A 14,136-nucleotide genomic window follows, 5' to 3' on the forward strand; every position below is an offset into this window, starting at 1 on the left:
AGCCGCGCGCTTCCCGCCGGCCCGGTGCATCGAAACCACGCTCGCGGAGGCGGCAAACGTCGCCGCCGAGGCCCGGACTCCCTCAGATCCGGGCGCCGTGGGACCCCTGCCGCCCGGAATCGGCCAATTCGGCCGGCCCGCACCGCCAGCGCAGGGCATCCCAGGCAGCCGCCGCCGCAAGGGCATCGGCCTGCGGCATCGGGCGGCCGAAATGGTAGCCCTGGCCCAGGGCGCAGCCCATCGCCGCCAGGGCCTCCGCCTCGGCGCGGCCCTCGATGCCCTCCGCGACCGCCGCGACCCCGATCTCCTCGGCGAGCCGCAGGATGGTCTGGACGATCCGGCGATCGCGCGGCTCCGCCAGCATCGCCCGGACGAAGGCCCGGTCGACCTTCAGCGTGGTGATCGGCAGGGCGCTGAGATGACTGAGCGAGGAATAGCCCGTGCCGAAATCGTCCACCGCGATGCCGAGGCCGGCCGCGCGGCAGCGCGCGAGGGCGGCGGCGGCGCCGGCCGGATCCTGCATCAGCGTGCTCTCGGTGATCTCGAGCTTGAGGGCCCCGGGGGCGATACCGGTCCGGCGCAGCATCGCGTCGATCAGGCCCGGAATGTCCGACCGGGCGAGGTCCTGGGCGGTGACGTTGAAGCTGACGAACAGGGAGGCTTCGACGGAGGCGGGGGCCTGCAGACCGGCCTGCAGGATCGGGGGCACGATCCGGCCGATCTCGCCGATCACCCAGGCAGTGATGGCGACGATCAGGTCGCTCGCCTCGGCGGCCGGGATGAAGGCCGCGGGCGGCACGAGCCCGCGCTCGGGATCGTGCCAGCGGATCAGGGCCTCGAAGCCGGCGAGCCGCCCGGTGGCGAGCCGCACGATCGGCTGCAGGAACAGCGCGAACTCGTCCTGGGCCAGGGCCCGCCGCAAGGCGCGCTCCTGCGCGAGGGCGGCGACCGTCGCGTCGAAATCGGCTCGGGCGGCCGGCGAAAGCGCCGCCGGCCGGCTCCCCGCCACCGCCGGTCCGAGGCGCGGCAGGGTCTCCCGGAACCGGGCGATGAGCCCCTCGAGGCAGAGGCGCAGGATCGGATCGGCGCCGGCGAGCCGCTGGCGGATCTGCGCCGCCCCCACGGGCACGAGCACGCAGTCCTCCTCGGCGCGGACGCCGGCGGAGCGCGGGAGGGCGTCGAGGATGGCCATCTCGCCGAAGAGCTCGCCGGCCCCGCGCCGGCCGAGCACCGACTCGCCGCCGTCGCGCCGCCGGAAGATCGCGATGCGCCCGCTCAGGATCAGGTAGGCACAGTGCCCGATCGCCCCCTCCTCGAACAGGACGGCGCCGGCCGGGAGGGTGACGGGCTCGGAGAGATCCTGCATCGGCCGGGGCGCTGCGACGTCGACGGGGAAGGCCGGAGCGACCCCTGGCACAGCGATCTTAAGATCGGATCAAGGACCTGCCGGATCAGCCGCGCGGGATCCCGTGGGCCTTGATCCGCGAGGCGAGCGTCGTCGGGCGCAGGCCGAGCAGCTCGGCCGCGCCGCCCGGCCCGGAGACCCGGCCGCCCGCCAGGGACAGGGCGGCGACGATCTCGGCGCGATCCCGGGCCCGGCGCTCGGCTTCCGTGGCCGGCCGCCCGCCGGGCGCCGCGGCCGGTGCGGCCGGGTCCGTGGGCCCGGTCGCCTCGCCGTCGGGCAGATCGAGGCGGAGCCGGCCCCCGGCGGAGAGGATCACCGCCCGCTCGATCACGTTCTCCAGCTCGCGGACGTTGCCGGGCCAGGGATAGCGGCAGAGGCGGCGGACATCGCCCTCCGAGAGCCGCGGCTCCGGGACGGTGAGGCGGCGCGCGGCGACCCGGAGCAGGTGCAGGGCGATCGGCGGGATGTCCTCGGGCCGCTCGCGCAGGGGCCGCGCCTGGATCGGGAAGACGTTGAGGCGGAAGTAGAGATCCTCCCGGAAGCGGCCCGCCCGGACCTCGGCGCGCAGGTCCCGATTGGTGGCCGCGACCACGCGCACGTCCACCGCGCGGGTGCGGGCCTCGCCGACCCGCTCGAAGGAGCGCTCCTGCAGGACGCGCAGCAGCTTGCCCTGGAGGTCGAGGGGGATCTCGCCGACCTCGTCGAGGAACAGCGTGCCGCCATCGGCGAGTTCGAACCGCCCGATCCGGTCGCGCAGCGCCCCGGTGAAGCTACCCCTGACATGGCCGAAGAACTCGCTCTCGAAGAGCTCGCGGGGGATCGCCGCGCAGTTCACCCGGATCATCGGGCGGGCGCTGCGGCGGCTCGCCTCGTGGATCGCCCGGGCGATGAGTTCCTTGCCGGTGCCGGATTCACCGGTGATCAGCACCGTGGCGTCGGTTCCGGCCACGAGGTCGACTTGGCGCAGCGTGGCCGCGATGGCGGGGGAGCGGCCGATGATGCCCTGGTGCTGGCGCTCGGCCCGGATTTCCTCCTTGAGATAGGCGTTCTCCAGCTCGAGGCGCTCCCGGAGGGAGTCGACCTCGGCGAGCGCGCTCGTCAGCCGGGCCTCGGCCTCCCGGCGCTGGCTGATGTCGCGAAACACGATGACGGCGCCGAGCAGGCGTCCCCGGTCGCGGATCGGCGTCGAGGTGTACTCGACCGGGAAGGACGTCCCGTCGGCGCGCCAGAAGACCTCGTGATCGACCTGATGCACGATCCCGTCGCGGAACGCCGCGTAGATCGGGCAGTCGCGATGGGGGTAGTGGCTGCCGTCGGCGCGGGTGTGGTGCACGGCGGCATGCATGTCCCGGCCGACGAGGTCGGCGGCCTCGCAGCCGAGCATGCGCGCGGCAGCCGGATTGACGAAGGTGGTCACGCCCTCCGCGTTGACGCCGTAGATCCCCTCCCCGGCCGCGCGCAGGATCAGCTGGTTGCCCCGCTCGATGTCGCGGAAGATCCGCTCCATCCGCTGCCACTCGGAGAGGCCCGCGCGCATATGGGCCTCGGCCTCGCCGTCGACCTGACGGCGGTGGAGGGCGTCCGGATCCGCGAGCGCCACGACGAGGCGCATCTGTTCGCCCGGAAGCGGGAAGGCCACGGTCTCGACCCGCAGGTCGCGGCCCGCCGCGTCGCGGGGCGCCAGGGTCCGCGTCCACCAATGCCCTTTCGCCAGGACGGCCTGGGTGAACGCCGTGAGGGCCGCGAGCTGGCCCGGAAACAGCGCGCTGGCCCGGGCCCGCCGCAGCGCCGGACGCCCGTGACCGAGCAGACGCGCCGCCGCCGCGTTGGCGTCGGCGATCCGGTCCTCCTCGGGCAGGAGCACCAGCATGGGATCCGGGCTCGCCTCGAAGACCGCCCCGAACGCGCCCATCTCGCGGGTGTCACGATATGTCGTCATGGTCTGACGATATCTCGTTTCCAACGAGATGTCGTGATTCTCGCACTGGCCGGCCAACCTCCTGCCGGCGCTGGCGATTCCGGAATTTCCGCGGCTGGCATACCGCTTGCGCAGCGAAGGGGGTCCGCCCGTCGTCCGGCGCCGCTCCCGATAGCGGCCAGGCCGATGATCGGCGGATGTCCGCGTCCGGTCGCGACCGTATCCCCTCACCGGTCGCGATCCGGACGCGCACCCCGCATCGGGGTGGGTGGGGCCGCGGACGACGCGGCCTCACCGAACCCATCGCAGATTGAAACCCAGGAGCCGACCATGAAGCGCGAGGACCTCACCGAGAAGCTTCTCGACATCAAGCGCGAGAAGGGCTGGACCTGGAAGCACATCCACGAGGCGATCGGCGGCCTGTCGCCGTTCCTGATCACCGCCGCGTGCCTCGGCCAGATGAAGCTGCCGAAGGCCCAGGCCAAGCGGGCGGCCGAACTCTTCGGCCTCACCGAGGCGGAGGAGCGGATGCTCAACGAGCCGCCCTACCGCGGCTCGATCCCGTCGCTGCCGCCCACCGACCCGCTGATCTACCGGTTCTACGAGCTGGTGATGGTCTACGGCACGACCTTCAAGGAGCTGATCCAAGAGGAGTTCGGCGACGGCATCATGTCGGCGATCGACTTCAACATGGACATGGCCCGCGAGGCCAACAACAAGGGCGACCGGGTGAAGCTCACCATGTCGGGCAAGTTCCTGCCGTACAAGTATTACGGCAACGACGACGACACGCCGGAATACGGCTTCAAGGAGGGCTGAGGACATTCGTGCGGTCCGCACGGGCCAGCGGTGTCCGGGCGTGGCGGTTCCGAACCGACGCCCGCCGCTCCTCTCCCCCTGCGGACCACCGGATCCACACCGCTCGGTCTGACACCCCGTTCCGACAGGGCAGCGCGCATCCCCTCCCCCTGCCGGGAGGGGTTACGGGTGGGGTGGTGCAGAAGGCACCGCACCGCCTCATCCTGCGCCCCCACCTCCAACTCCACCCCGCAAGGGGGAGGAGCGCGGCTCCGGCAAGCGATGGGGTGCGTGTCGTCGCCCCGGAGGGCTCAGGGCGCGCGGCGTCCGTCAGGGCCTGAACCCGATCGATCCCGTCAATTTGCCGGACGCCTCCGATCCGCGACGATCCCGGCTGCGCTGTCGCGCCATGGCGTGCGCCGCATTCCGTTCGGATTGTCTCCGTCGATCAAGCAGCGCACGAAAAATCCGCAAGACTGCGAGGGTCGGTCCTGACGGCAACGACCAAGCGAGGGAGAGGGCGATGTCGCATCTGAAGTTGGCGGGGTTTTCCGTCGCCGCAGCCCTCGCGCTCGGCCTGGGAAGCGGCGCGATGGCAGCGCCCTTGGGCACATCTCGGCCTGCGGTCGAGGCGGCCGGCGTCGCAGACGGGTTGATCCTCAAGGCGCAGACCCTCGGCATGGAGCGTCGGCACGATCGCAGGATGGATCGACACGAGCGACGCATGGACCGGCAGGTCAACCGGCAGGACCGGAGGATGGACCGGCACGAGCGACGGATGGAGCGGCGCTACTGATCGGATAGGCACCGCACGACGCCACCACGCCGGCCCGAGGCTGTTCCTGCCGTAGACGTATCACGGCAACGCCGACGACACGCCGGAATGCGGGTTCAAGGAGGGGTGAGCCGTTTCCCCTCCTCCTTATGGGGTGGGGCTCGGGAAGGTGCAGGATCGAGCGTCCCGGCGCCGCCTGCACCCCCACCTCCAAGGCCTCCCCACGCGAGGGAGGCGAGAGCCGCGCGTCCGGCGCTCAGGCCGCCGCCGGTCGCCCCTCCGGCTCCAGGTAATCCTGCACCGGCCGGGCCGGACCGCCGCGCATCAGCACGTAGAGGAACGGCACCAGCAGCAGGGTCGCGGGCGTCGCGAAGGCGATGCCGCCCATGACGGCGCGGGCCAGCGCCGCGTTCTGCTCGCCGCCCTCGCCGGTGCCCAGCGCCATCGGGATCAGGCCCAAAAACATCGCCGAGGCGGTCATCAGCACCGGCCGGAGCCGGGTCTCGCCCGCGGTGATCGCCGCCTCCAGGGCGCTGCAGCCCGTCGCCTCCCGGTGCTCCTTGGCGAAGGTGACGAGCAGGATCGAGTTCGCCGAGGCGATGCCCACCGACATGATCGCCCCGAAGATCGACGGGATCGAGAAGGTCGTGCCGGTGACGAACAGCGCGAAGGTGATGCCGCAGAACGCCATCGGCAGGGCCGCGATCACCACGAACGGGTCGCCCCAGCTCTGATAGTTCACCGCCATCAAGAGGTAGACGGCGATCAGCGCGATGCCGAGGCCGATCTCCAGGCGGAAGAAGGCCGAGCGCATGTTCTCGATCTGGCCGCGCACCACGATCTTGTCGGGCGCCTCCAGGTTCTTCTGCTCGTCCTGGACGATGGCGTCGATCGCGCGGGCCACCGTGCCGAGATCCCGGTCCTGCACCGAGGCGAAGATGTCGAAGGTCGGCTGGATGTTGACGTGGCTGATCATGGTCTGCGTCGGCGTCCGACGGATGTCGGCGAGGCTCGAGAGCAGGGTGAGCACGCCGGGGCCCGAGCCGGAGGTGGCGGCCGCGCGCACGAATATCGGCGTGTTGCGCAGGTCGGTGAGTGAGCTGTTGCGGTATTCGGGCGTCTGCACCCAGAGCTGGTAGGGGATGCCGGTCTTCGGGTCGGGCCAGAAGTTCGGCGTCACCTGGTAGCTGCCCGACAGCGAGATGTTCATGTTCTGCGCCACCTGCTGCTCGGTGAGGCCGAGTTCGGAGGCGAGGCGCCGGTCGACGTCGACGTAGAATTGCGGCGCGTTGACGATCTGCTGCAGGTGGACGTCGACGAGGCCCTTCGTGTGCTTCAGCCGCTGGACGATGCGCTGGGCGACCTCCAGATCCTTCTCCTTGTGCCGGCCTGAGACCTGCACGTCGATCGGCGTGAGGACGCCGAAATTCAGGATCTGGGTGATCATGTCGGCGGGCTGGAAATAGACGGTCACGTCGGGGAAGCGCTTCATCAGCACGTCGCGCAGGCGCTTCATGTAGCCGGCCACCGGGCCGTGCCCCTCCTTCAGGCTGATGAGCATCTGCCCGTCATTGTAGGAGACGAACGAGCCGTCCGAGAACGCGAAGTTGTAGTTGTTCGACGGCAGGCCGAGATTCTGCAGGATCTGATCGATCTCATCCGCCGGGATCACCTCGCGGACGGTACCCTCGACCTCGGCGAAGACCTGCCGGGCGGTCTCGATGCGCATGCCGGTGCGGGTGCGCAGATGCAGGGTCATCTGGCTCGCCTCGATCTGCGGGAAGTAATCCTGGCCCACGAAGGCGAACAGCACGCCGGTCAGCCCGAGCACGCCGCCGACGACGCCGACGGTGACGATCCGGTGGCGCAGCACCGCGTGGAGCAGGCCGACATAGCCCCGGTGGAACCGCGCGAAGCCGCGCTCGAAGTGGCCATGGATCCAGCCGGCGAGCCGCATCACGGGGGCGCCGACGAGACCGGCGGCCCGGGCGATCCGGCCCCGGCGGGGGGCCTCGTGCTCCGCCCGGTCCTTGGCGTGCTTCTGCCGGTATTCCGGCGCCACGATCACGTCGATCAGCAGCGGCACCAGGGTGCGCGAGAGCAGGTAGGAGGTCAGCATCGCGAACACGACCGCGAGCGCCTGCGGGGTGAACAGGTATTTCGGCGTGTCGGTCAGCGCGAACACCGCCGTGAAGGCCGCGCAGATCGCGAGCGTCGAGATCAGCGCCGGCTTGGCGATGCCGGCGGCGCCGTGGACCACGCTCTCGCGGAACTCCTCGCCCTCCTCGAACAGCCGGTAGGTGTTCTCGATCGCCACCGTGGCGTCGTCCACCAGGATGCCCACCGCCAGGGCGAGGCCGCCCAGCGTCATCACGTTGATGGTCTCCCCGAGCGCCGCCAGCACCGCGAGCGAGGTCATCACGCAGAGCGGGATCGAGATCAGCACGATGATGGTCGAGCGCCAGGAGCCGAGGAACAGCAGGATCGCCAGCCCCGTCAGGGCCGCGGCGGTCAGCGCCTCGTGCAGCACGCCCTCGATGGCGTTCGACACGAAGACCGACTGGTCGAACAGCGGCTTGATCGACAGGCCGTCGGGGGCGGCGGCGCGGATCGTCGGCATCGCCGCCTTGACGTTGTTGACGACGTTCAGCGTCGAGGCGTTGCCGTTCTTGATGATCTGCATCAGCACGGCCTGCTGGCCGTCGGCGCTGACCACGTTGACCTGCGGCGGGCCGCCGTCGCGGACATAGGCGACGTCGCGCATCAGCACGGGCTGGCCGGCCACAACCTTGATCGGCGCGAGGTTCAGGGTCTCGATCGAGGGCGGGGTGCCGTTGAGCTGGACCGGATATTGCTGCTCGCCGATCTTGGCGAGGCCGGACGGCACCGTCAGGTTCTGGGCCGTCATGGCGTTGGTGACGTCGAGCGGCGTCAGGCCGAGCGCCTGGAGGGCGTTGAGGTCGAGATCGACCATGATCTGCCGGGGCGCACCGCCGAACGGCGACGGCAGGGTCGAGCCCGGGACCTGCGCGAGGGTCTGGCGGATCCGGTACTGGGCGTAGTCGTAGACCTCGTTGAGGCTCTGCTTGGCCGAGGTCAGGGCGAGCTGGATCACCGGCACCGAGGAGGCGGAGTAGCGCACGATCACCGGCGGCTGCGTGCCGGTGGGCATCACGGCGCGGATCGAGTTGGTGGAGGAGACCACCTGGGCGATGGCGAGATCCAGGCTGACGGACGGGTCGAAGTAGATCCGCTGCACCGCCGTGCCCTGGAGCGTCGTCGACTCCATCCGTCGGATGCTGTTGACGTTATTGGAGATCCCGTATTCGGCGTAGGTCGTGATGCGCTGTTCCATCTCCGGCGCCGACAGGCCGGTATAGGTCCAAACCACCACGACGACCGGGATGTCGACGACCGGCAGCACGTCCTTGGGCGTGACGAGGATCGCGCCGACGCCGCCGAGCATCATCAGCACGGCGAGCACGTAGGTCGTGATCCGGAACTTGAGGGCGTAGAGGACGAGGCCCATGCGGTCTCCGCCGGCCGGCCGCGGGCCGGCAATTCCGCGCTGTGTACCGGCTCACCGGCTAGACCCGGATTGTTTCGCGATCACGTCCGGTCAAGCAAGGGCCGGACCGCATCGCCGCAGGGTTGCGGTCGCCCCCCTCTCATGCCCCGCATCCCGCTGCGCCGTCATCCTGCGGTGCCCGCGTCGCGGGACTCGAAGGCGGGCGCCAGGGATCGCGGCGCCGACTGGCGGTCTGCTTCGAGGCCTCCGCGGCGCTCCGGCCCTTCAGGATGAGGGGGCGGGTTGGCGAGACATCTCGGCGCAGCGTCCCCGCGCCTGCCGGGCGCTGCGCCCTCTGGATCACCGCAGCAGCGCGGACTTGTCGACCTGCAGCGCGGCGGCGATCTCGTCGAGCGCCTTGTGCTCGACCGCGCTGATCCCGTCGATATCGGCCACGTCGGCGCCGATCAGGAACACGTCCTGGCGCTGCTCGATCGGCCGTTCCGCGATGGCGCCGACGTGGCGCAGGTTCTCAATGCGCCCGGCCCGGGTCTTGGCTCGGGCGATCGCCTCATAGAGCTCCTGCTCGACGCGCAGCGTGTCGTACGACTTCTCGAGGATCGGGTTGGCGCGAATGCCGGTGATGGCCGACTCGATCTCCTCCTCGCCCACGTCCCCATCCGCCACGATGACGTTGGCGGCGGACGAAACCGCAGCCTGCAGGAAGACCGCGTCGCCCGCATACGACATGATCGTGCGGCCAAACCGAAGGATGGCGTCTTGGAAAATGCTCATGCCGACCTCCCGTCGGGCCTGAGATGGCGGATATTGTGGCCGCCGAGTCAAGATGCGGCCGAGCTTAAGCCCGGGATCGTGGAGGACGAGCGCTCAGGTGGCGGGCTCGTGGCCCGGCCAGTCCCGCCCGAGATGGGCCGCCACGCGGGCCGGATCGTCGCCGACCGCCGCCACGGCGGCCTCGACCTGCTCCACCGGAACCATGAACCGGCGCGCCCAGTAGGCCCGCTCCCAGGCATGGGCGATGTTGACGGCCCGGGGCTCGATCGGGGCCTGCACGCTCTCGTCGGTCATCGGTGCTCCGCGTCTCGCGAGGGCGGGGCGGCCCTCCGGCCTGGAGAACGCCGGCCGGGCCGCATCGGGTCCGCGCTCAGCAGCAGCGGAAGCCCGCGGTGTTGCCGACGCCGAAGCGGGCGTTCTCCCGGTTGCGGAAGAACTCCACCTCGGTCATCGGCGCCTGGTCCGGATGGGTGCGGCGGACATGCTCGGCATAGGCCGCGTAGTCCCCCTGCCCCACCATCAGACGGGCGCCGTCGCAGACGCATTTGGACAGCGTCCGGAGGCGATCCCGCAGGTTCGACGGCTGCCGCATGGCCCTCCCCCTACTCCGCCGGGACCATGTGGGGCTCGGTCTCCAGGGCGGTCCAGCGATCCGCGCGCCACGCCTTCAGGCAGGCGGCGATGCCGAAGCCCGCGATGGCGACGACGAGGCCGATGAACAGGGCCGCCAGCACCGCGTCGATCCGGTCGTTGAGGATGATCTGGCTCATCTGGTCGGCGTTCTTGGCCGGGGCCAGGATCTTGCCCTCCGCGGCGGCGGCCGCGTAGCGCTGGGCGTGCGCCAGGAAGCCGATCTTCGGATCGGCGGAGAAGATCTTCTGCCAGCCGGCCGTGAGGGTGCAGATGCACAGCCACGCGGTCGGGATGATGGTCACGAACGCGTAGCGCTCGCGCTTCATCTTGAAGATCACCACCGTGCAGAGCGTCAGCGCCACCGCGGCCAGCATCTGGTTCGAGATGCCGAAGAGCGGCCACAGGGTGTTGATGCCGCCGAGCGGGTCGGTCACCCCCTGGTAGAGGAAGTAGCCCCAGGCCCCCACCGAGATGGCGGTGGCCGCGATACTCGGCCCCCACGACGTGGTGTTCTTGAACGACGGCACCGCCAGCGCGACCAGATCCTGCACCATGAACCGGCAGGCGCGGGTGCCCGCGTCCACGGCCGTGAGGATGAACAGCGCCTCGAACAGGATCGCGAAATGGTACCAGAAGGCCATCATCGCCTTGCCGCCGATGGCCGACGAGATGATGTGGGCCATGCCCACCGCGAGCGTCGGGGCGCCGCCGGCGCGGGAGATGATCGTGTGCTCGCCGACATCGGCGGCGGTCTGGGTGATCACCTCCGGGGTGGTGGCGAAGCCGAGCTTGGTCACCGCGGCGGCGGCGGTCTCGGGCGTGGTGCCGAGCAGGGCGGCGGGCGAGTTCATGGTGAAGTAGACGCCGGGGTCGATCACGCAGGCCGAGACCAGCGCCATGATCGCCACGAAGGACTCCATCAGCATGCCGCCGTAGCCGATGAAGCGGGCATCGGCCTCGCTGGCGATCAGCTTCGGGGTGGTGCCCGACGAGATCAGGGCGTGGAAGCCCGAGACCGCGCCGCACGCGATGGTGATGAACAGGAACGGGAACAGGCTGCCCGCCCAGACCGGGCCGGTGCCGTCGACGAACTTGGTGACCGCCGGCATCTGCATGTGCGGCGCCACGACGGCGATGCCGAGGGCGAGGCCCACGATGGTGCCGATCTTGAGGAAGGTCGACAGGTAGTCGCGCGGGGCGAGGAGCAGCCAGACCGGCAGGATCGAGGCGACGAAGCCGTAGCCGATCAGCATCCAGCAGAGCTGCGGGCCCGTGAAGGTGAAGGCCGGTCCCCAGACCGGGCTCGCCGCCACCGAGCCGCCGGCCACGATCGCCAGCATCAGCAGGACGAAGCCCAGGATCGAGACCTCGCCGATCTTGCCGGGCCGGATATAGCGGGAATAGACGCCCATCAGCATGGCGATCGGGATCGTCGACATCACCGTGAAGGTGCCCCAGGGGCTCTCGGCGAGCGCCTTGACCACGATGAGGGCCAGCACGGCCAGCAGGATCACCATGATCAGGAAGGTGCCGAACAGCGCGATGATGCCGGGAATCGTCCCGAGCTCGGCCCGGATCAGCTCGCCGAGCGACCGGCCGTCCCGGCGCATCGACACGAACAGGACCATGAAGTCCTGCACGGCGCCGGCGAGGACCACGCCGGCCAGGATCCAGAGCATGCCGGGCAGGTAGCCCATCTGGGCGGCGAGCACCGGGCCGACCAGCGGGCCCGCGCCCGCGATCGCCGCGAAGTGGTGGCCGAACAGGACGCCGCGGTTGGTGGGGACGTAATCGAGACCGTCATTGTGCCGCACGGCCGGCGTCATGCGCTTCGGGTCGAGGCGCATCACCTTGTCGGCGATGAACTGGGAATAGTAGCGGTAGGCGATCAGGTAGACGCAGACCGCCGCGACCACGACCCAGAGGGCGTTGATGGTCTCGCCCCGCTGGCTCGCCACGATCGCCAGCGCCGCGGCGCCGAGGGCGCCCACGAGGGCCCATGGCCCATGCCTGCCGAGCGCCGTACCCATGTCCCACTCCCTGACCGACCGCCTCGCGCACGGGGCCACGCGCGGGGGCTCCGGCTGGGACTTCGTGGTCCCGGGCTACACGGGCGGGTTATCCTATTCGTCCGCCGTTGACGCAAGCGATCCGAGCTGTGATGCAGCGTCGGCGGCGGCACGACGCCCAATGTGTCACATCGGGTCTCCGGCCCGGCCCCGACCCCCTTCACGGCCAGGCTGCCGAGCTCCGTCGCCGTCCGCCGTCGGAGAAGGAAGGGCGCCGGCGCGGTCCGGGCCTGCGAGGAGCGGACAACCATGGCGAAGGTCGCATTCCTGGGTCTCGGCGTGATGGGCGGGCCGATGGCCGGCCACCTCGCCAAGAAGGGTGGCCACGACGTCACCGTCTACAACCGCACCACGCCGAAGGCGGAAGCCTGGGTGAAGACCTATGGCGGTGCCTTCGCCCCCACGCCCCGGCAGGCCGCCGAGGGCGCCGAGATCGTCTTCGCCTGCGTGGGCAACGACGACGACCTGCGCAGCGTCGTGCTGGGCGACGACGGGGCGCTCGCCGGCATGACGCCGGGCGCGGTCTTCGTGGACCACACCACCGCCTCCGCCGAGGTGGCCCGGGAACTGGCCGCGGCCGCGGAGGCCAAGGGGCTCGGCTTCATCGACGCGCCGGTCTCCGGCGGCCAGGCCGGCGCCGAGAACGGGGTGCTGACCGTGATGTGCGGCGGCGACGCGGCGACCTACGCCAAGGTCGAGGGCGCGATCGGGTCCTTCGCCCGGGCCTGCCGGCTGATGGGCCCGGCGGGCGCCGGCCAGCTCACCAAGATGGTCAACCAGATCTGCATCGCCGGCCTCGTCCAGGGCCTCTCCGAGGGCGTCCACTTCGCCAAGCGCGCCGGCCTCGACGTGGAAGCGGTGCTCGACGTGATCTCCAAGGGCGCCGCCGGCTCCTGGCAGATGGAGAACCGCGGCAAGACCATGAACGCGGGCAAGTTCGACTTCGGCTTCGCGGTCGACTGGATGCGCAAGGATCTCGGCATCCTGCTGGACGAGGCCCGCCGCAACGGCGCCAAGCTGCCGGTCTCGGCGCTGGTGGACCAATTCTACGCCGAGGTTCAGGCCATGGGCGGCAACCGCTGGGACACGTCGAGCCTCGTGGCCCGGCTGGAGCGCTGAGGGCGGCAGCTCCCCTCGCGGTCCGGAGGGGTCGGAAACGGCCCCGTGTGCCCCCTCCCTCGCCCCGTCGCGGGAGGGGGTGTCGGGCGAGGACAGCATCCGTACAGAACAGGATTCTGCCCCGCGTGCAGGCCCTGCCTTCTCCGGAAGCCGGGCTCCCTCACCCGCACGGGGAGGGAGCCCGCGGGAAGCCTCACAGCGCCGCCGCGGCCTCCTCCGGATCCATCCAGCGCCAGTCCTCCCCCATCTGGTGGCGGAACCACGTGAACTGGCGCTTGGCGTAGGCCCGGGTATCCGCCTGTCCCCGGACGATCGCCTCCTCGAGTCCGATCGCCCCCTCGAGATACGCGATCAGGCCCGGCACGCCGTGGGCGCGCATCACCGGCAGCAGCGGGTCGAGGTTTCGCCTGTGCAGGCGGGCGACCTCGTCCAGCGCCCCTTCGGCGATCATGGTCCGGAAGCGGGCGTCGATGCGGGCGCGCAACACCGCGCGGTCGGGGGCCAGGAAGATTTTTTCGAGGGCCCACCCGGCGAGCGGCCCGGGTATCGGATCGCCGTAGAAGCTCGCGATCGGCCGGCCAGTCGCGAGAAAAATCTCCAGGGCCCGCATCACCCGCATCCGGTCGCTCGGGCGCAGGCGGGCGGCGCCCTCGGGATCGTGGCGGGCGAGGTCGGCGTGCAGCGCCTCGGTGGGACGGCCCTCGGCCTCCGCCCGCACCTGCGCGCGCACGGCCTCGGGCACCGGCGGCAGCTCCGAAAACCCCTGCTCCAGCGCCCGGAAGTACAGGCCCGTGCCGCCGACGAAGACCGGCCTTTGCCCGCCGAGCGTCGTCAGCAGCGCCGCCACATCCCGTGAAAAATGCCCCACGGAATAGTTCACGGCGCCGTCGACATGCCCGTAGAGCCGGTGGGGCACCCGTGCCTCCTCGTCCGGGTCGGGCCGGGCGGTGAGGCGCCGCAGGTCGCCGTAGACCTGCATGGAATCGGTGTTGATCACCACGCCGCCGTGACGCTCCGCCAGCCGGGCGGCCAGCGCCGACTTGCCCGACGCGGTGGGCCCTGCGATGAGGATCGCCGCCGGGCGCCCCCCGGCTTCCTCCCGGTCTGGCGGCAAGG

General features: G+C 70.8%; 11 protein-coding genes. 3 read left to right on the plus strand and 8 right to left on the minus strand.

The genetic code is table 11. The features are described from left to right. Positions 1-82 precede the first annotated feature (82 nt). Together ABIC70_RS03520 and ABIC70_RS03525 are read right to left on the minus strand one after the other, a co-directional pair. The gene (locus tag ABIC70_RS03520; RefSeq protein ID WP_354438885.1) at positions 83-1,417 is read right to left on the minus strand and encodes an EAL domain-containing protein; all 1,335 of its coding nucleotides are present in this window, start codon (positions 1,415-1,417) and stop codon (positions 83-85) included. Positions 1,418-1,451: 34 nt separating this feature from the next. After that, a complete protein-coding gene (locus ABIC70_RS03525) occupies positions 1,452-3,317 on the minus strand; it encodes a sigma-54 interaction domain-containing protein (protein WP_179698917.1) in 1,866 nt (621 codons plus the stop codon). 336 nt (positions 3,318-3,653) lie between these two features. Here ABIC70_RS03525 and cynS point away from each other — a divergent pair, with 336 nt between their 5' ends. Both cynS and ABIC70_RS03535 read left to right on the plus strand, forming a co-directional pair. Then, a complete protein-coding gene (gene cynS, locus ABIC70_RS03530; RefSeq protein ID WP_051044981.1) occupies positions 3,654-4,142 on the plus strand; it encodes a cyanase in 489 nt (162 codons plus the stop codon). A 502-nt stretch (positions 4,143-4,644) separates the two neighbouring features. Then, complete coding sequence (locus tag ABIC70_RS03535) at positions 4,645-4,917, plus strand: hypothetical protein (RefSeq protein WP_354438886.1); 273 nt, start codon at positions 4,645-4,647, stop codon at positions 4,915-4,917. 235 nt (positions 4,918-5,152) lie between these two features. Here the strand turns inward: ABIC70_RS03535 and ABIC70_RS03540 are convergent, their stop codons facing one another. From ABIC70_RS03540 to ABIC70_RS03560, 5 genes are all read right to left on the minus strand, one after another. Next, entirely contained in the window at positions 5,153-8,425 is a 3,273-nt protein-coding gene (locus tag ABIC70_RS03540; protein WP_043379305.1) for an efflux RND transporter permease subunit, read from the minus strand. 339 nt (positions 8,426-8,764) lie between these two features. Continuing rightward, positions 8,765-9,199: a tellurite resistance TerB family protein gene (locus tag ABIC70_RS03545; RefSeq protein WP_043354888.1), complete on the minus strand. Its 435-nt coding sequence runs from the start codon at positions 9,197-9,199 to the stop codon at positions 8,765-8,767. Between the two features lie 93 nt (positions 9,200-9,292). Then, entirely contained in the window at positions 9,293-9,493 is a 201-nt protein-coding gene (locus ABIC70_RS03550) for a DUF3606 domain-containing protein (protein ID WP_043354886.1), read from the minus strand. Positions 9,494-9,569: 76 nt separating this feature from the next. Next, positions 9,570-9,791, minus strand: coding sequence for a YbdD/YjiX family protein (locus tag ABIC70_RS03555; RefSeq protein ID WP_043354884.1), 222 nt, complete (start codon positions 9,789-9,791; stop codon positions 9,570-9,572). A 10-nt stretch (positions 9,792-9,801) separates the two neighbouring features. Continuing rightward, entirely contained in the window at positions 9,802-11,862 is a 2,061-nt protein-coding gene (locus ABIC70_RS03560; protein ID WP_043379307.1) for a carbon starvation CstA family protein, read from the minus strand. Positions 11,863-12,150: 288 nt separating this feature from the next. Between ABIC70_RS03560 and ABIC70_RS03565 the strand changes: the two genes are divergently transcribed. Beyond that, positions 12,151-13,020 (plus strand): NAD(P)-dependent oxidoreductase, encoded by an 870-nt coding sequence (locus tag ABIC70_RS03565; RefSeq protein WP_043354879.1) that lies wholly within the window; start codon positions 12,151-12,153, stop codon positions 13,018-13,020. 193 nt (positions 13,021-13,213) lie between these two features. On the opposite strand, the gene miaA is transcribed toward ABIC70_RS03565, so the two are convergent. Then, positions 13,214-14,134 (minus strand): tRNA (adenosine(37)-N6)-dimethylallyltransferase MiaA, encoded by a 921-nt coding sequence (gene miaA / locus ABIC70_RS03570; protein ID WP_053609363.1) that lies wholly within the window; start codon positions 14,132-14,134, stop codon positions 13,214-13,216. Positions 14,135-14,136: the final 2 nt, after the last annotated feature.

Source organism: Methylobacterium sp. 1973 (assembly GCF_040545035.1).
Classification (GTDB): Bacteria; Pseudomonadota; Alphaproteobacteria; order Rhizobiales; family Beijerinckiaceae; genus Methylobacterium; species Methylobacterium fujisawaense.